This is a genomic window from Mycobacterium sp. 852002-30065_SCH5024008 (genome assembly GCF_001665645.1).
In the GTDB taxonomy this organism is placed as follows: Bacteria; Actinomycetota; Actinomycetes; order Mycobacteriales; family Mycobacteriaceae; genus Mycobacterium; species Mycobacterium paraffinicum.
The window spans coordinates 65197-83371 of record NZ_LZSZ01000068.1 but is presented as its reverse complement, the minus strand read 5'-3'; the positions used below and the strand labels follow the sequence as shown (position 1 = coordinate 83371).

At 68.1% G+C, this 18175-nt stretch carries 17 protein-coding genes; 13 read left to right on the top strand and 4 right to left on the bottom strand.

Annotated elements, in window-relative coordinates; genetic code table 11:
• Positions 1-78 precede the first annotated feature (78 nt).
• From A5781_RS08445 to A5781_RS08430, 4 genes are all read left to right on the top strand, one after another.
• Entirely contained in the window at positions 79-981 is a 903-nt protein-coding gene (locus tag A5781_RS08445; protein ID WP_231990668.1) for an NADP-dependent oxidoreductase, read from the top strand.
• Between the two features lie 44 nt (positions 982-1025).
• A complete protein-coding gene (locus A5781_RS08440) occupies positions 1026-1415 on the top strand; it encodes a Rid family hydrolase (protein WP_067203762.1) in 390 nt (129 codons plus the stop codon).
• Positions 1416-1610: 195 nt separating this feature from the next.
• Complete coding sequence (locus tag A5781_RS08435) at positions 1611-3077, top strand: MFS transporter (RefSeq protein ID WP_067203760.1); 1467 nt, start codon at positions 1611-1613, stop codon at positions 3075-3077.
• 237 nt (positions 3078-3314) lie between these two features.
• Complete coding sequence (locus tag A5781_RS08430; protein ID WP_067203758.1) at positions 3315-4073, top strand: SDR family oxidoreductase; 759 nt, start codon at positions 3315-3317, stop codon at positions 4071-4073.
• A gap of 209 nt (positions 4074-4282) precedes the next feature.
• Here A5781_RS08430 and A5781_RS08425 read toward each other — a convergent pair whose 3' ends face one another.
• Positions 4283-4696: a glyoxalase/bleomycin resistance/extradiol dioxygenase family protein gene (locus A5781_RS08425; protein ID WP_067203756.1), complete on the bottom strand. Its 414-nt coding sequence runs from the start codon at positions 4694-4696 to the stop codon at positions 4283-4285.
• Positions 4693-5235, bottom strand: coding sequence for a carboxymuconolactone decarboxylase family protein (locus A5781_RS08420; protein WP_067203754.1), 543 nt, complete (start codon positions 5233-5235; stop codon positions 4693-4695). Before A5781_RS08420 ends, A5781_RS08425 begins: the two co-directional genes overlap by 4 nt.
• A gap of 118 nt (positions 5236-5353) precedes the next feature.
• Between A5781_RS08420 and sigI the strand changes: the two genes are divergently transcribed.
• From sigI to A5781_RS08390, 6 genes are all read left to right on the top strand, one after another.
• The gene (gene sigI, locus A5781_RS08415) at positions 5354-6244 is read left to right on the top strand and encodes an RNA polymerase sigma factor SigI (RefSeq protein WP_067203752.1); all 891 of its coding nucleotides are present in this window, start codon (positions 5354-5356) and stop codon (positions 6242-6244) included.
• 133 nt (positions 6245-6377) lie between these two features.
• The gene (locus tag A5781_RS08410; protein WP_197503746.1) at positions 6378-6755 is read left to right on the top strand and encodes a nitroreductase family deazaflavin-dependent oxidoreductase; all 378 of its coding nucleotides are present in this window, start codon (positions 6378-6380) and stop codon (positions 6753-6755) included.
• 8 nt (positions 6756-6763) lie between these two features.
• Positions 6764-7624 (top strand): alpha/beta fold hydrolase, encoded by an 861-nt coding sequence (locus A5781_RS08405; protein WP_067203859.1) that lies wholly within the window; start codon positions 6764-6766, stop codon positions 7622-7624.
• 70 nt (positions 7625-7694) lie between these two features.
• Positions 7695-8603, top strand: coding sequence for an alpha/beta fold hydrolase (locus A5781_RS08400; RefSeq protein WP_067203747.1), 909 nt, complete (start codon positions 7695-7697; stop codon positions 8601-8603).
• A gap of 28 nt (positions 8604-8631) precedes the next feature.
• The gene (locus tag A5781_RS08395) at positions 8632-10041 is read left to right on the top strand and encodes an acyl-CoA synthetase (RefSeq protein WP_067203744.1); all 1410 of its coding nucleotides are present in this window, start codon (positions 8632-8634) and stop codon (positions 10039-10041) included.
• Positions 10042-10139: 98 nt separating this feature from the next.
• Entirely contained in the window at positions 10140-11468 is a 1329-nt protein-coding gene (locus A5781_RS08390) for an MFS transporter (RefSeq protein WP_082939264.1), read from the top strand.
• A gap of 6 nt (positions 11469-11474) precedes the next feature.
• On the opposite strand, the gene dapD is transcribed toward A5781_RS08390, so the two are convergent.
• The gene (gene dapD, locus A5781_RS08385; RefSeq protein WP_156622569.1) at positions 11475-12428 is read right to left on the bottom strand and encodes a 2,3,4,5-tetrahydropyridine-2,6-dicarboxylate N-succinyltransferase; all 954 of its coding nucleotides are present in this window, start codon (positions 12426-12428) and stop codon (positions 11475-11477) included.
• A gap of 36 nt (positions 12429-12464) precedes the next feature.
• On the opposite strand from dapD, the gene dapE reads away from it, so the two are divergent.
• Positions 12465-13529, top strand: a complete 1065-nt coding sequence (gene dapE / locus A5781_RS08380; RefSeq protein WP_067203738.1) for a succinyl-diaminopimelate desuccinylase — start codon at positions 12465-12467, stop codon at positions 13527-13529.
• Here the strand turns inward: dapE and A5781_RS08375 are convergent.
• Positions 13526-15643, bottom strand: a complete 2118-nt coding sequence (locus A5781_RS08375) for an AAA family ATPase (protein WP_067203736.1) — start codon at positions 15641-15643, stop codon at positions 13526-13528. The two genes, dapE and A5781_RS08375, sit on opposite strands and share 4 nt — an antisense overlap.
• A gap of 84 nt (positions 15644-15727) precedes the next feature.
• Here A5781_RS08375 and A5781_RS08370 point away from each other — a divergent pair, with 84 nt between their 5' ends.
• Together A5781_RS08370 and fadD6 are read left to right on the top strand one after the other, a co-directional pair.
• A complete protein-coding gene (locus A5781_RS08370) occupies positions 15728-16291 on the top strand; it encodes a TIGR00730 family Rossman fold protein (RefSeq protein WP_067203734.1) in 564 nt (187 codons plus the stop codon).
• 68 nt (positions 16292-16359) lie between these two features.
• Entirely contained in the window at positions 16360-18144 is a 1785-nt protein-coding gene (gene fadD6 / locus A5781_RS08365) for a long-chain-acyl-CoA synthetase FadD6 (RefSeq protein WP_067203731.1), read from the top strand.
• Positions 18145-18175 lie beyond the last annotated feature (31 nt).

The following is an 18175-nucleotide window of genomic DNA, read 5'->3' as shown; positions in this document are numbered from 1 at the left end:
AACCACAATGACTTACGCCTGGTTGGTCGTCTCACTGTGACCATGCTCGCAGCGGGGGTCCGAGCTTTCGGTGGCGAAGTGGAGACGATCGAAGTGGGCGAACCGCGGCCGTTGGCGGCCGATGAGGTCCTCATCGAGGTTCGCAGTGCCGGAGTTGGCAACTGGGACGACATCATTCGCACCGGCGGCTGGGACGTCGGCATCGGCCCTCCGCTGGCGCTCGGCGTCGAGGCCGCCGGGGTCATCAAGGCCGTTGGTGCCCACCCGAACGGATTCAGTGTGGGTGATGAGGTGCTATGTCATCCGGTGCCGCTGCGCGACCAAGGCACGTGGGCGCCCTTCGTGATCGCAGCCGTAGGATCGCTCGCCCGCAAACCGCAAGGGATTTCGTGGGAGACCGCAGCGATGTTTCCGGTGCCGGCGTTGACCGCTGAGCAGGTCGTCGGCGAGGCGTTGGCCCTTCACGCTGGAGAAACGTTGCTCGTTCACGGCGCGGGCGGGATCACGGGCGGGCTCATTGTTCAGCTGGCCGCCCTACGCGGCGTCGATGTGCTCGCCACTGCCAGCCCGCGCAGCGCCGACCGAGTCTTGGGGTATGGCGCTCGCGAAGTAATCGACTACCGCGATCGGATGTGGCCACAACAGGCAAGGGCGTTGGCGAAGGACCCCATCAACGCCATCGCTAACGCAGTCCCCAGCGGTGCCGCTGCGGCGATGACCGCACTTGCCGACGGCGGCCGGCTGGCCACCATCACTCCCGACCCGCCCGCATCCATCCGTGGCATCGGCGTGACCGCGGTTTACGTCCGTTCCGACGGCGCTCAACTCGACCGCCTGACCGCGCTACTCGCCTCTCATCGGCTGAGCATGCCAACCCCGCGTTCCTGCAGCCTGGATCAGGCCGCCTACGCCCTCGCACAAGTCGTCGCAGGCCACGAGTCCAACGGAGTGGTCATCACGCGGGACATCTCACCCAGTTGACATCACATACCGACGAAAACCTCACAGCACCAAGGAGTCTCGACGTGACCACCATTACCCGTATCCGCACCGGAGTGGCCGATCACATCGGCAAATACGCCGACGCTGTCGCCGTATCCGGCGGCGGCACCCAGATTTTCGTCTCCGGAACGCCCGGGGTGCGCGAAGACGGTACCCTGCCCGAGGACTTCGCCGACGAAGCCCGGCAGTGCTGGGCCAATGTCGAAAAGGCGCTCGCCAAGGCCGGCGCCAAGCTCACCGACATTGTCTACATGCGCCAATGGGTCACCAGCCGTGACAACGCGTCCGCCTACCTGGCGGTGAGCAAAGAGATCATCCGCCACGAACCCGCCGCCATGTTCAGCATCATCGATGGGCTGGTGTGGCCCAACATCCGCGTGGAAGTCGAAGTCACTGCCATCGTGCCGGCATGAGCGATCCGAGCGCCGACGCGAGCCATCCTCGGGCTGCCCGAAAATGTCTATCACGCCACGACCATCCCCACCGCCGACTACACCGCCACGACCTTCCGCCGCGCCAAACCGATTCCGCTCGATGACGTGGTGCATTTCGACCGGTGGTGAGCAGGCGAATTCAAGGAGGACACCCGCGGCCGAACAGCGCCGGCAATGACGCTGCGAGACGCGGCACCGACCAGCCGTGCGATGGTGGTCGCGGTGATGGTGTCAATGGTCGCGTTCCTCGACTCCACGGTCATCAACCTGGCTTTGCCGGCCATCGAGCACGACCTCGGCGGCGGCCTGGCGTTGCAGCAATGGATCATCGATGGCTACCTGTTGGCAACGGCGGCCGCAATTCTGCCCGGCGGGTCCATTTCGGATTTGTTCGGACGCGTTCCGGTGATGAGGTTCGGGCTGTTGACGTTTGGGGCGGGCTCGGTTCTGGCGGCGGCCGCCACCTCACCGGCGATGCTGGTCACCGCGCGCCTCATCCAGGGGCTGGGTGCGGCTTTTCTCGTGCCGGGTTCGCTGGCGCTGATCAACACGATGTTCGACAAGGCACGCCAGTCCGCGGCGATCGGCGTCTGGACCGGGTGGACGGGAACCGCCTTCGCGTTGGGCCCCCTGCTGGGCGGAATGTGCGTCGATTTCTTGGGCTGGCGTTGGATTTTCGTGTTGTCAGCGATCCCCATGGCGGTCGGGTATGCACTGACGTTCTGGCTGTGTCCGATGTCGGGGCGGGTCGAAGGCGCCCGTGTCGATACCGCCGGGGTGGGCCTATCGGCGGTAGGGCTGGCCGCGACCGTATATGCGTTAATCGAATCGCAACGCGACGGCTGGACCGTCCCGACGGTCTTCACACCAGCGGTGATCGGGATCGCCGCACTGGCCGGCTTCGTGAGTTGGCAGCACCGCAGCAGGTCTCCGATGCTTCCGTTGCCGCTGTTCACCTTTCGCAACTTCGCTGCCGCCAACCTCGTCACCGCGTTCGTCTACGGCGGGTTGACGCTGGGATCGCTGGCCATCGCCCTCTACACCCAAGAAATCGGCGGATACTCAGCCACCGCGGCCGGACTGGCCACCCTGCCGATCCCGGCGCTGTCGTTCCTATTCGCCCGCCATGTCGGTCGCATTGCCGCGCGGGTGGGATCACGCGCGTTCCTGATTGTCGGCCCCGCTTTGGCGGGGATCGGGCTGCTGCTGATCCGCCCGAAACCTAGTGGATTCCAGGCGATTACCGACCTGGTCCCCGGAATGACCGTGCTGGCCATCGGACTGGTCGTGACGATCACACCGCTGACGTCGGTGACACTGGCGTCGGTGCCGACCCAACACAGCGGCATTGCGTCGGCGATCAACAACGCCGTCTCGCGTTTGGCCGCGCTGATGTCGATCGGGTCCCTGGGCCTGATAAGCGTTGGCGCGGCGAGCGCCACCGGATTCGCCCACGTGTTAGAGGTGAGCGCGGCACTATTCGCCCTGGGCGCGTTGTGTGCCGCGCTGTTGATAACCAATCTCCCTGCGTGTCAACCTGTGCCCTGCGACATCGCGGCGCTATGCCGCGACCGGCCCGGTGTGCAACCCGCCCTGGCCAGCAGCCCCTCGGCCGCGACCGAACCATCCCCTCCGCAGTAATCGTTCACCCGATCGGCCCAATCCACGCTTCGGTTCACGGCGGCGTACTACTCATCCGGGTGAATAGGTAGGTGGGGTGATGACAACTCACCCCGCCTGGCTGCAGTCTCAGAACGACCAGAACCCGGCGGGAGTGTCACCCGTTTGCGGGCGCCCCAGCCGAGGGCTTTACGCCTGTCTGCGATATGAACAACGGCGGTCCACCCGGAGCCGTCAGGAGAACCAGGGAGGTTCATCATGAAGATCGTAGTCATTGGCGGGCGCGGGCTGATCGGCTCGAAGGTAGCGTCGAAGCTCAGCGTGCAGGGACACGACGTGATCCCCGCCTCACGTCGATCAGGTGTCGATTCACTCACTGGCGAAGGACTCGCCAACGCGGTCGCCGGTGCGGATGTCGTGGTCGACGTCGCCGATTCACCGTTGTTCGACGATGAGCCTGTGATGCATTTCTTCACGACGGTGACCACGAATCTTCTTTCCGCTGAGAAAGAAGCGGGAGTCAAGCACCATGTCGCGTTGTCCGTAGTGGGCGCGCAGATCATGCCAGATAGCGGCTACAACACCGCTAAAGCAGCTCAGGAAAACCTGATCAAGGATTCCGGCAGGCCTTATTCGATCGTGCGGGCAACCCCGTTCTACGAATTTGCCGTTGGCTTGGCCGATTCCGCGACGGACGGAGACATCGTGAGATTGCCACACGCGTTGTTCCGTCCCATTGCAGCCGACGATGTGGCCACCGCGGTGGCCAACGCGGCTGTCGGGCGCCCTACCAACGGAGTAACGGAGATCGCTGGGCCAGAAGCGATGGGGATGGACGACTTTGTCCGCGCGGGCCTTGCCGCCATTGGTGATCAACGCCGGGTCATGACTGACGCCCAGGCGCCGTACTTCGGCGCGGTGATCGACGATCACACCCTTGCACCCGACGAGAACGCCACCATCTTCACCACTCGATACTCCGACTGGATCGACGCACACTCCAGCCGTCGCAGTTAGCGAAATTTTCTGGAACGCGCATGATCCCGATCACGCCAGGCCCGCTCTTGATTGCGTAACAGGCAGGTCTCCAAGTTTCCAATGTCTGGACCGCCCCGCCACCAGCGCGCCGCCCCGCCAGCACAACGACGACATCCTGGGCGGGCTGGGCCTGTCCGCGGACGAGATCGCGCGCCTGCGAGCAGAGCGGGTCATCGGCGAGCGGCTCCTCAACGCGTGAAATCTGTTGCGGTGGAGGTCGACACGCTGATGAGATGGCCGTAAGGGTCGCGCAATAGCATCGACCTTCTGCCCCACGGTTGTGTCGTCGGCTCCATCACCCAGGTCACGCCAATGGTGTCGATGCGCGAGTATTCGACGTCGACGTCGTCGGCTGTGAAGTCGAGAATGGTCTCGCCGTCGTGTGCCCCCAGGTTGGCCTCGCCAAGGGCGCGCGACGCGCGGTCCTCGGTGAAACCGAATCGGGAAAATCCGACCGACGCCGGTCCCGCCGGCATCTCGAGGTAGTGCTCATTGAACGGCACCGAGACGTCGAGCAGCGCCGCGTAGTACGCGGCGATCGGTTCGATCGCTGCCGAGACGAAGCGCACCTGCGTCAGTTCGAGCCGCGGCTCTGGCGTCATACCGCGACCGGAACGTCGAGATCGGTTTGCGCATAGTTGAGGAAGTAGGCGGTAAAGACGGCCAGACCCAGGTACGCGTAGGCCTCCGCGAGTTGTTCGTCGTTCCAGCCGGCATCGAGCGCGTGGCGCCACGTGGTATCGGCAACCTTCCCGCGGTTGGCGGCCGCCTCCCTGACCAGTGCGGCGATCGCATCGACCTTGTCGTCGCCCGTGGCGGTTCCGGCCCGCAGAGCCGCGATCCGCTCGTCGGTCCATCCCGCCAACTGTGCGAGCCGGCTGGTGATCCCGACGACGTAGTCATTGCCCATGGCGCTACCCGCCGCGAGCATCAGAGCGGCGGACAACTGCGGGCCGACAGTGCCGTGTTCGGCGGTCGCCGCACGAAGCGATGTGTAGGCGACGAACACCGCCGGTGAGTGCGCCATTTGCGCATGCAGATTCAGCGGGCGCCCGGTCGGTGAAAATTGGATCACTTGTTCCAGCAGCTTGCGGGAGGCGTGCGGCGCATCGTCAACGGTGTGGGTTGGTATCCGGCTCATTTACTGACCTTCATCTGATCGGTGTGGATGGGTGATTGGAAGGACGCCGCAGCGCCCCGAAATGTGACTCCCTGGGTCGCGGTGTCACATTCGGCCGGTCCATTCCGTCCTTGACTTCATGGATGCTCATGACGACCGGGTGAGCGGTGCATGGAAGGCGAATCGCGCCTATCTGGTGGACCTCGCATTCCGGATGCTTGGCGACGTCGGGGCGGCCGAAGATGTGGTGCAGGAGGCCTTCTTCCGGCTGGTGCAGGCACCAGTGGGTGGCATCAAGGACGAGCGTGGCTGGCTGATCGTGGTGACAAGCCGGCTGTGCCTGGATCACATGAAGTCGGCGTCGTCGCGTCGCGAACGCCCGCAAGACATTGCTGAGCAGCAACGCGATCGCGATTTGTCAGCCATCGATCCCGCCGATCGGGTGACCCTCGACGACGAGGTCCGGCTGGCCCTGCTCATCATGCTCGAACGTCTCAGTCCCGCAGAGCGGGTGGTGTTCGTATTGCACGACGTCTTCCAAGTGCCCTTCGACACGATCGCTGCCACGGTCGGAAGCCACGCACCCGCATGCCGGCAACTCGCGCATCGGGCCCGGCGCAAGATCAACAGGTCTCAATCAGGCCGCTCGGCGGGCTCCGACCTGGTGGAACCGGCCCAGCACCGCGCGATCACCAGGGCATTTATCGAAGCATGCTCGACCGGTGACCTCGACGCGCTGATGGCTCTGCTGGATCGCGACGTTTCCGGTGAACTCGATGTACGCAGTGGAGCTGTCGTGATCGGCGCCCACCAAGTCGGCATCAACATCCTGCGCTACTGGGGCCGGGCCGAAACCGTCCTGGTGGCGCAACCGGTGTGCAATCAACCGGCGATCCTGGCCTTCGTCAACCGCCGGCTTGAGGGCCTGCTGGCGCTGACGATCGAGGACGGCAAGGTAGTAAAAATCCATGTCCTCGTGCGGGATTCGACGCTAGACCCTTTACGCGCCGAACTCGGTAGCGCTCGGTAGGAGTCACATAGTTACCTGCCTTCTCGTCCTCTTATACATGAGTACGCCGGCACGCCAACCAAATCCGGAAACCAGCAACGGACAATTCGTTGCCGTAGGACCCTCGAGGACGGTCCGGTTAATCATCAGGCCGTTGACCAAAGTTCTCAACCCGCTCGTCGGCACGATGGCCGGACGACGCTGCCTGCCGATGATGGCCCGGGTCCAGCACGTCGGGCGTCGATCCCGCACGCTCTACGCCACCCCAACGAGCGCCGCCGTCGCGGGCGACATGATCGTGGTGCCCTTGTCATTCGGCAACCGGTCGGACTGGGCGCGCAATGTACGGGCCGCCGGGCACTGTGTCGTGCAGCTACGCGGCAGGCGTTACCTCGCTGTGCAACCCCAATTCGTGGCAGCGATGGACGCGAAACAGTTGGTGCACAAGGCGTTTAACGCCATCGAACGATTCGGATTCAGGCTGCTGGGCGTCCGGCAGTTTTTGCTGCTGCGCATTCAAACGAGTGAATGAGGAAGATCATGAAAACACTTGCCACACTTGATCGTCCAAACTGGCTGCCGTCCTCGGCGTGGCCGTGGGAGACGTACGCGCTCAGTCATGACCGAGGTCGCATTGCGGTCACCGACATCGGCGGCGGCCCGACCTTGTTATTCGTCCACGTCGGAAGCTGGAGTTTCGTGTGGCGTGATGTATTGCTGCTCCTGCAAAACGATTTTCGCTGTGTCGCTGTCGATGCGCCCGGTTGTGGGCTCAGCGATCGGCTGTCTTCCCCGACGCTTGCCGAAGCGGGTGACGCGGTCACCGCCGTCATCGATGCACTGCAATTGCGCGACGTCACGCTGGTCGCCCACGACTTGGGCGGCCCGGCCGGACTCCTGGCTGCGGCGCGCCGCGCCGATCGAGTGGCGGGCCTGGCGGCGGTCAACTGCTTCGCGTGGACGCCCACGGGTCCGGTCTTTCGGGGCATGCTCGCCGCGATGGGGAGTGCCCTCGTCCGGGAACTGGACGCCGCCACGGGTGTGCTCCCTCGCTTGACGTCGACCAGCTTCGGGGTTGGCCGACACTGGGGCCGCGCGGATCGCACGGTCTTCCGGGCAGGCATCGACGCGTCGGCTCGCCGCGCCTGGCACGCCTATTTCCGGGACGCGAGAGGCGCGCCCGCACTGTACGCAGAAGTCGATACCGCGTTGCAGGGCGCCCTCGCCGACCGGCGGGTGCTGACGGTCTTCGGACAATTCAACGACCCGCTGCGCTTTCAGCCGCGTTGGAAGGCGTTGTTCCCCGCAGCGCGCCAATTGAAGGTCCGTCGCGGCAACCACTTTCCGATGTGCGACGACCCGGATTTGGTGGCCGCGGCGCTGACGTCCTTTGTTCCCTGACCGCACTCCTAGCCGGCCGCCTTACCCGTGAGCCTTTGGTAAACGGCTCGTCACATGCGAGGCTGCTGGCATGGTCATCGCGATCGCCCGCCCCAAGCTCGAAGGAAACGTCGCCGTCGGCGACGACCGCCAGATCGGTTTCGCCGAGTTCGGCGACCCGCAGGGGCGCGCGATGTTCTGGTTGCACGGCACCCCCGGCGCGCGCCGGCAGATCCCGGTCGAGGCCCGGGTCTACGCCGAGCAGCACAACATCCGCCTGATCGGCCTGGACCGGCCCGGCATCGGTTCGTCGACACCCCATCGCTACGAGAACATTCGGGCGTTCGCCGACGACCTGCGGACGATCGCGGACACGCTTGGCATCAACGACATGGCCGTCATCGGCCTGTCCGGGGGCGGCCCGTACGCCCTCGCGTCGGCCGCGGTGCTGCACGAAAGGGTCGTGGCGGCCGGCGTGCTCGGCGGCGTCGCGCCCTTCCTCGGCGACGAGGGCATCACCAGCGGCCTGATGAACCTGGGCAAGCGGGTGGCGCCGCTGCTGCGGCTGGGCGGTGACCCGCTGCGGATCGGCGCGAGCCTGGTGGTCCGGGCGATCCGTCCGGTCGCCAATCCCGCGCTGTACCTGTACGCCGCGATATCGCCCGAAGGCGACCGGCGCCTGCTGACCCGGCCCGAGTTCGGCGCGATGTTCCTCGACGACCTGCTCAACGGCAGCCGCAAGCAACTGGCGGCCCCGTTCAACGACGTCATCCTGTTCACCCAGGACTGGGGATTCCGGCTCGACGAGGTCAAGGTCCCGGTGCGCTGGTGGCATGGCGACAGCGACCACATCGTCCCGTTCGCCCACGGTGAGCACGTCGTGTCGTTGCTGCCCGACGCCGAGCTGTTCGTGCTGCCGGGCGAGAGCCACCTCGGCGGGCTCGGACGCGGCGAGGAGATCCTGTCCACCCTGATGAAGATCTGGGACGAGCGGGACTGACCCGGTGGCCGCCGGGTAGCCTGCTCACGTGCTGCTGGCGTCCCTGAATCCCGCGGCGGTCACCGCCACCGACATCGCCGACGCGGTACGCATCGACGGGGCCGTCTTGAGTCGTAGCGACCTGGTCGGCGCCGCCACATCGGTGGCCGAGCGGGTCGGCGGCGCGAACCGGGTCGCGATACTGGCCACGCCCAGCGCGGCGACGGTGCTCGCGGTGACCGGGTGCCTGATCGCCGGCGTGCCCTTCGTCCCGGTGCCCGCCGACGTGGGTGCGGCCGAACGCCGGCACATGCTCACCGATTCGGGAGTGCAGGCCTGGCTGGGCCCCGTCCCGGACGAGCTGGAGGGACTGCCGCACATCCCGGTGCGGCTACACGCCCGCTCCTGGCACCGCTACCCCGAGCCATCACCCGACGCCACCGCGATGATCATCTACACCTCCGGCACCACCGGCCTGCCCAAAGGTGTGGTGCTGAGCCGCCGCGCGATCGCGGCCGACCTCGACGCCCTGGCGCAGGCGTGGCAGTGGACGGCCGACGACGTGTTGGTGCACGGGCTGCCGCTGTTCCACGTGCACGGGCTGGTGCTGGGACTGCTCGGGTCGCTGCGGGTGGGAAATCGCTTCGTGCACACCGGAAAACCCACGCCGGCGGGCTACGCCCACGCCGGGGGCACGCTGTACTTCGGGGTGCCGACCGTGTGGTCGAGGGTGGTGGCCGACGAGGCCGCCGCCCGCGCGCTGCGCCCGGCGCGGCTGCTGGTCTCCGGGAGTGCGCCGCTGCCGGTTCCGGTGTTCGAGGGGCTGGCCCGGCTCACCGGGCACCGGCCCATCGAACGCTACGGCGCATCTGAATCGCTGATCACGCTGTCGACCCGCGCGGACGGCGAGCGACGCGCCGGATGGGTGGGCCTACCGCTCACCGGCGTGCAAACCAGGCTGCTCGACGACAGCGGCGGCGAGGTGCCGCACGACGGGGAAACCGTTGGCAAGCTTGAGGTTCGGGGGCCGATGATGTTCGACGGTTACCTGAACCGCCCCGAGGCCACCGCCGAGGCGTTCGACGCCGACGGCTGGTATCGCACCGGCGATGTCGCCGTCATCGACGGCGGGGGCATGCACCGCATAGTGGGCCGCGAGTCGGTCGACCTGATCAAGTCCGGTGGCTACCGGATCGGCGCCGGCGAAATCGAGACGGCGCTGCTCGGGCATCCCGGGGTGCGGGAGGCCGCGGTCGTCGGCATGCCGGACCAGGACCTGGGCCAGCGCATCGTCGCGTTCATCGTCGGCGCGGAAGGCCTGAACGCCGACGACCTGATCAACCACGTCGCCCAAGAACTTTCGATGCATAAACGGCCTCGCGAGGTCCGCCTCGTCGACACGCTGCCCCGCAACGCGATGGGCAAGGTGCTCAAAAAGCAGCTGCTGGCCGACGGCTGACACGCAGCAAGTTGCCAGCTTCAGCGAAGAGCGTGACCGTGAAGCTTCACCTACCGTCGTAACCGTGTATCGACGCAACCGGACCGTGAGCGGCGCCCATGGGTGAGCCGGGCACCGCTGCCACCACTCCCATGCGGCGGATAGCGGCGGCCTGTCTCGTGGGCTCGGCCATCGAGTTCTACGACTTCCTGATCTACGGGACCGCGGCCGCCTTGGTGTTTCCCACCGTGTTCTTCCCGCGCCTCGGCCCGACGCTGGCCACCATCGCCTCGATGGCGACGTTCGCGACGGCGTTCCTGTCCCGCCCGTTGGGCGCGGCCGTCTTCGGATATTTCGGGGACCGGCTGGGCCGCAAGAAGACGCTGATCGCCACCTTGCTGATCATGGGCGCGTCGACCGTGAGTGTCGGCATGGTTCCCAGCACAGCGTCGATCGGCATCGCGGCACCGTTGATTCTCATCGTTCTGCGGTTGCTACAGGGATTCGCGGTCGGCGGCGAATGGGCGGGGTCGGTTTTGCTCAGTGCCGAGTACGCGCCGTCCGGCAAACGCGGCTGGTACGGCATGTTCACCCTGTTGGGCGGTGGCACCGCCGGGATCCTGGCCAGCCTGACCTTTCTCGTCGTCAACCTCACCATGGGTGAGAAAAGCACCGCGTTTATGGACTGGGGATGGCGGGTGCCCTTCCTGATCAGCAGCGCGCTGATCGGTATCGCCCTCTATGTACGACTGAACATCGACGAGACCCCGCTGTTCGTGGAGGAGAAGGCCCGCGACGAGCTGCCCAAGGCGCCGCTCGCGGAGCTGTTGCGGTTCCAGCGGCGCGAGATCGTGCTCGTCGCGGGCGCCTTCCTCGGCGGCATGGGCTTCGTCTACCTGGGCAACACCTTCCTGGTCATGTACGCCCACAACCATCTCGGCTATTCGCGGAGCTTCATCTGGGGCGTCGGCGCACTGGCCGGGCTGACCAGCATGGCGTGCGTGTCGTTCTCGGCGTGGATCTCCGATCGGGTCGGCCGCCGCCGGGTGATGCTATGCGGGCTCGCGGCATGCCTGCCGTGGGCGTTCGCGGTCATCCCGCTGCTGGACACCCGCAAGCCGGTGTTGTACGCGGTCGCCGTCCTCGGCATGTTCGCGGCCGCGGCGGTGGCCAACGGGCCCACGGCGGCGTTCGTTCCCGAACTGTTCGCCACCCGCTACCGCTACAGCGGAGCGGCGGTGGCGATGAACCTGGCCGGCATTCTCGGCGCCGCCGTGCCGCCGCTGGTCGCCGGCACGCTGCTGGCCACCTACGGCGGCTGGGCGATCGGGCTCATGATGGCCACCCTGGTCATGGCCAGTTTCGTGTCCGTGTATCTGCTGCCGGAAACCATGGGTACGGCGCTGCGCGCCGCCCCGGCCGCCGAGAAGGTTGCCGCCGACGTATAGCTGCGCTCAGTTGGCGTGCAGGTCCTCGTTGAGGGCGATGCCCTGGCCGCCGCGGGGCACCACTTCGACGGCGCCGCTGACCGAATTGCGGCGGAAGAGCAGGTTGTTGCCGCCGGACAGCTCCAGGGCTTTGAGCACCTGGCCGTCGGGCGTGGCGACCTTGGTGCCCGCGGTCACGTACAAGCCCGCTTCGACGACGCAGTCGTCGCCCAGCGAGATGCCCAGCCCCGCGTTGGCGCCGAGCAGGCACCGCTTGCCGATCGAAATGACTTCCGTGCCGCCCCCGGACAGGGTGCCCATGATGGAGGCGCCGCCGCCGACGTCCGATCCGTCACCCACCACCACGCCGGCCGAGATGCGGCCCTCGACCATCGACGCGCCCAGCGTGCCGGCGTTGTAGTTGACGAAGCCCTCGTGCATGACCGTGGTACCCGGCGCCAGGTGGGCACCCAGCCGCACCCGGTCGGCGTCGGCGATGCGCACCCCGGTCGGCACCACGTAGTCGGCCATCCGCGGGAACTTGTCGATGCCGTAGACGGTCACGGGTCCGTGGCGGCGCAGCCGCGCCCGGACCGCCTCGAACCCTTCGATCGCGCACGGTCCGCGGTTAGTCCACACGACATTGGTCAATACCCCGAACAAGCCGCCGGCGTTCAGCCCGTGCGGCGCCACCAACCGATGCGACAGCAGATGCAGCCGCAGGTAGGCGTCGTAGGCGTCGGCGGCCACGTCGTCGAGCGAGCCGATCACCGTGCGCACGGCGATGCTCTCGGTGCCGCGGTCGTCGTCCCGGCCGACCAGTGCGACCAGCTCCGGGGGGATGTCCGACAGGGCGAGCCGCGACGTGCCGCCGGTGCCCGATTCGGTCAGTTCCGGTGCGGGAAACCACGTGTCGAGGATCGATCCGTCGGCGGCCAGCGTCGCCAGCCCGATGCCTACAGCTCCAGTCACGGCGGTCAGGTTACTTGCCGCCCGGCAGCGGATAACCTGGGACCCGTGCTGGACTTGCGCGGGGATCCGATCGAGCTGACCGCTGCGTTGGTCGACATCCCCAGCGAATCGCGAGACGAGGCGCGCCTGGCCGACGAGGTGGAGGCCGCCCTGCGCGCCCAGACGTCCGGCTTCGAGATCGTTCGCAACGGCAACGCCGTGCTCGCCCGCACCCGGCACCAGCGGCCGTCGCGGGTCCTGCTGGCGGGGCACCTGGACACTGTCCCGGTCGCCGGCAACCTGCCCAGCCGCCGCGCGAACGGCGACCTGTACGGCTGCGGCGCCGCGGACATGAAGTCGGGTGACGCGGTCTTCCTTCATCTGGCCGCGACCGTCGCCGAGCCGGCTCACGACCTGACGCTGGTGATGTATGACTGCGAGGAAATCGAGGCGGCGGCAAACGGTTTGGGGCGCATCGAGCGCGAGCTGCCGGACTGGCTGTCCGCCGACGTGGCCATCCTGGGCGAACCCACCGGCGGCTACATCGAAGCCGGTTGCCAGGGGACGTTGCGCGTCGTGATCTCGGCCACCGGCACGCGCGCCCACTCGGCACGACCATGGTTGGGGGACAACGCTATTCACAAGCTGGGGGCCGTCCTGGATCGGCTGGCCGCATACTCCGCCCGCACCGTGGACATCGACGGTTGCGAATATCGCGAGGGCCTGTCGGCGGTGCGCATAAACGGCGGCGTGGCGGGCAACGTGATTCCCGACGCGGCCGCGGTCGCGGTCAACTTCCGCTTCGCCCCCGACCGGTCGGTGGCCGCGGCGCTCGAGCACGTGCACGAGGTGTTCGGCGGGCTCGACGTGCAGATCGAGCAGACCGACGCGGCCGCCGGCGCGCTGCCCGGGCTGTCCCAGCCGGCGGCCAAGGCCTTGGTCGAGGCGGCCGGGGGGCAGGTCCGGGCGAAGTACGGGTGGACCGACGTCGCACGTTTCGCCGCGTTGGGCATACCGGCGGTCAACTTCGGGCCGGGCGACCCCAACCTCGCGCACACGCGCGACGAGAGCGTTCCGGTCGCCAACATCACCGCCGCGGTGGAGATGCTGCGCGGCTACCTGGGCGGTTAGCGGGCCCCGCAGCGCTGCGCCTGCGCGGCGGCGTCGGCGGACGCCGCGCGCATCCCCACCTTCGCCAGGTCGCCCGACACCGCCAGCAGCGCCGCGCTGTCGCCGGCCGCCAGCGCCTGCGCGTGGGAGAGCGCGAGCTGCCCGGCGGCGCAGTCGATCTCGTCACAGAGCCGGGCCAGCGGATCCGCCGCTCGGATGTCACCGAGCCGCACGGCCTCGTGCCAGGCGCGCACCGCCACCGCCCGTTGCCCGCCGCGCTCGGCCATCCGGGCGGCGTCACGGGCGGCCGCCACCGCGCCGTGCGCGTCGCGCATCGACGAGAGCCGCCATGCCCGCGCGACACCGAGTTCCGGCGCGAACAGCGCCGACTTGGTTCCGTGCCGGGATTCGGCCCGGCCCAACGCCTTCCCCGCGGCCGCGATATCGCCCTGCTGGGCCAGCGCGGTGGCCAGCAGGGTCAACGACAGCGGACCCCACGAATAGCCGGTGCGTTCCAACGTTGCGGCCGTCGGGCCGAGTAGCGCTGCGGCTCGGGCGAATTCGCCGTCGGCGAGTAGCACGTGGGCCAGCAGCACCTCGCCGATCGCGCGGCCCGGCTGCTGCAACTCGGCGAAATCGGTGAACTGCTGGGCGAGTTCGCGGGCCCCGTCGAGCCGGCCCGCCATCAACAACGCGGTGGTCTGTCCCAGTCCGATCGTGAAGCGCAGCAACCCGGGATGTTCGGCGGCCAGCGCGCGCTGGGCCAGCGGCTCGACGTCGCCGAAGCGGCCCTGGCGCGCCGCGCACAGCGCCGCCGCGCTGGCCGCCCAGGCCACCGCCTGGTCGTCGGCGTCCGGGGCGGCGAGCACCTCGTCCGCGACCTTCACGGCGTGCCCGACGTTGCCGGCGTTCATCGCGAACGTGGCGCTCAGCGCGTCCAGCGTGGTGCGCGCGCCCGGATCCGAGACGCGACCGCGGATCGTCCGCAAGAACGCGGTGGCCCGCTCGGGCTCGCTGAGCATCCAGAACTGGTTGGCCGCGCGCAACAGCGTCCAGTCCATCAGCGCGGCTTCGGTCAACGCGGTGGGGTCCACGCCGGCCAGCACCGCGTCGGCCTCGCGGCCGCGGCCCTGCCACGCCAGCGCGTGTGCCAGCGCCAGCCGCGCCGTCAACCCGCCGGAGCGCTCCAGCGCCGAAGCGGCCAACCGTTCGCCGAGGGCCAGGTCGCCCAGGCGCAGCGCCTGCTGCGCGGCGCCGACCACCTCGGCCGTCGGCTGGGAGGCGTCGCTGTCCAGGGCCAGCGCCGCCAACCGGAGCCGGTCGCTGAGGTGGTCCGCCGGATGCTGCGACAGCAGCCGCACCAACTCGGTTCGTCGTTGCTGGGCGCCGTCGCCGCCGAGCGCGGCCCGCGCTCGCTCGGCAAACAGCGGGTGGGCCGTGTACACGACCGGGTCGTCCGACGCTCCGCCGCGCGCCCGCGTTTCCACCGCCCCGCAATCCGTCGCCTCGCCGATCGCGTCCGCGCCGGTAAGGACGCTCAGATCGGCGAGCGACAGCGGCTCCGCGACGGCGAGGTAGTCCAGCACCGACCGGGCCCCGGATGGCATTTCGGCGAGGAACGCGTCGACCTCGGCCGGTGTGGTCATCCCGCCCGGCGGTTCGATGTCGATCCGGGGGAGCAGCCCGTCGGCCCACAGCGCCGCGATGGCGTCGGGAGCCGAGTCGGCGCGGCCGGTGACGATCATCCTGGCCGCGCCCGCCAGCGCGAGCTGGTAGATCAGCGTGGCCGACAGGATGTCCAGGTCGTGGGCGTCGTCGACGACCAGCAGCAGGTCGTCACCGTCCAGCGATGCCCGGGCCGCGCGCAACAGCGCGGCCGGTTTGCCGAGGTCGGCGATCCGCACCAGGTGGCTGAACGCGCCGAACGGCACCGCGCGTTCGGTCGGGGTGCCGGTGACCCAGCGGATGCGCGTGCCGGGGTGCCGGTGGCCGAAGCCTTCGGCGGCCATTCGGGCCAACGTGGACTTGCCGCAGCCGTCCGGTCCCAGCACGACGGCACCCCGCCCATCCGCCAGCGCCGCGTCCAGCCGCTCCAGGGCCGACGCGTGCTGGGGAACGTTCCATCGAATCGGCATCGCCGGATTTTATTGCGCGCGGTGTGCGGCCCGCAGCAAGCCTGGTCTACCTTTCGTTGTATGCGCCCGGAACGCTTTCGTTGTATGCGCCCGGAACGCGAGCCATCAGGCGACTGGGCGGTGTGTGTGTACTGCGCGTCCGGTCCGGAGCATCCCGAATTGCTCGCGGTCGCTGCCGAACTCGGCGAGGCGATCGCCGAGCGCGGCTGGACGCTGGTGTGGGGCGGCGGCCGGGTGTCGGCGATGGGCGCGGTGGCCACCGCGGCGCGCGCCCGCGGCGGCCGGACCGTCGGCGTCATCCCGCAGGTTCTGATGCGCGTCGAGATCGCCGACACCGAAGCCGACGAGCTGATCGTCACCGAGACGATGCATGAGCGCAAACACGTGATGGAAGAGCGCGCCGACGCGTTCATCGTGCTGCCCGGTGGCGTCGGCACCCTCGACGAGTTGCTGGACTCGTGGACCACGGGCTACCTCGGCCTGCACCGCAAACCCATCGTCATGCTGGATCCCCTGGGGCATTACGAAGGCCTGTGGCTCTGGCTGTGCGGACTGCTCGACAGCGGGTACATTTCACAGCCGGCGATGGACCGGTTGCTGCTGGTCGACAAGGTGAGCGCCGCCGTGGAGGCGTGTGCGCCCGATTGAGCCCGCCGGCAATCTGGTGATCCCTACTAGGCTGTCCGCCGAGTTGCTTACAGGAAACGAGGGATGACGTGTCCGATCACGACGGCGGAGCGCGCACGGCGGTCAAACTGACCGATATCGCATCTCGGGCGCCGGGCCTGCTGGCCGACATGCCGGTGATCATGCGCGGGGCGATGACCGGGCTGCTGGCCCAGCCGGGCTCGAAGAAATCGATCGGAACGGTGTTCCAGGAACGCGCGGCCCGCTACGGCGATCGGATCTTCTTGCGGTTCGGTGACCAGCAGCTGACCTATCGCGACGCCAACGCCGCCGCGAACAGGTACGCCGCGGTGCTGGCCGCGCACGGCGTCGGCCACGGCGACGTCGTCGCGATCATGCTGCGCAACTCGCCCAACGCGGTGCTGACCATGCTGGCCGCGGTCAAGTGCGGCGCGGTCGCCGGCATGCTGAACTACCACCAGCGCGGCGAGGTGCTGGCCCACAGCCTGGGCCTGCTCAAGGCCAAGGTGTTGGTCGCGGAGACGGACCTGGTCAGCGCGGTGGCCGAGTGCGGCGGCTCGGGCGACACCGAGACCATGACCGTGGAGGACCTGGAACGGTTCGCCGCCAGCGCCCCGGCCACCAACCCGGCGTCAGTATCGGCCGTGCAGGCCAGGGACACCGCGTTCTACATCTTCACCTCGGGCACAACGGGATTCCCCAAGGCCAGCGTGATGACCCACCTGCGGTGGCTGAAGGCGCTCGCGGCGTTCGGCGGCATCGGGCTCCGGCTGAAGAGCTCCGACACGCTCTACAGCTGCCTGCCGCTGTACCACAACAACGCGCTGACGGTCGCGCTGTCGTCGGTGATCAACTCCGGGGCGACGCTGGCGCTGGGCAAGTCGTTCTCGGCGTCGAAGTTCTGGGACGAGGTCATCGCCGCCGACGCCACGGCGTTCATCTACATCGGCGAGATCTGCCGGTACCTGCTCAACCAGCCACGCAAGGCCACCGACCGCGCGCACCAGGTGCGGGTGATCGCCGGCAACGGGCTGCGACCCGAGATCTGGGACGAGTTCACCAATCGGTTCGACATCGCCCGCGTGTGCGAGTTCTACGCCTCCAGCGAGGGCAACACCGCGTTCATCAACATCTTCAACGTGCCCCGGACCACCGGCGTCTTCCCGATGCCGTTGGCCTACGTGGAGTACGACCCCGACACCGGAGCCCCGTTGCGCGACGACAACGGGCGGGTGCGCCGGGTGCCGGCCGGGGAGCCCGGCCTGCTGCTCAGCCGGGTCAACCGGCTGCAGCCGTTCGACGGCTACACCGACAAGGAGTCGAGCGAAAAGAAGTTGGTGCGCAACGCGTTCCGTGAGGGTGACGTGTGGTTCAACTCCGGTGACGTGATGAGTCCGCAGGGCATGGGGCACGCCGCGTTCGTCGACCGCCTCGGCGACACGTTCCGGTGGAAGGGGGAGAACGTCGCCACCACGCAGGTGGAGGCGGCGCTGGCGTCCGACGAATCCGTGGAGGAATGCACCGTTTTCGGTGTCGAGATCCCCCGCACCGGCGGCCGCGCCGGCATGGCCGCGGTCAAGCTGCGCGACGGCGCGGAGTTCGACGGCAAGTCGCTGGCCCGCGCCGTGTATGGCCAGCTGCCCGCCTACGCGCTGCCGCTGTTCGTGCGGGTGGTCGAGTCGCTGGAGCACACCACGACGTTCAAGAGCCGCAAGGTGGAGTTGCGCGAACAGGCCTACGGGCCCGACATCAAGGACCCGCTGTACGTGCTGGCCGGCCGCGACGAGGGTTACGTGCCGTACTACGACGAATACCCCGACGAAGTGGCCGACGGGAAGCGCCCGCAGGGCTGACGCTGCCGTTGACGACGACCGTGCGGCGCGC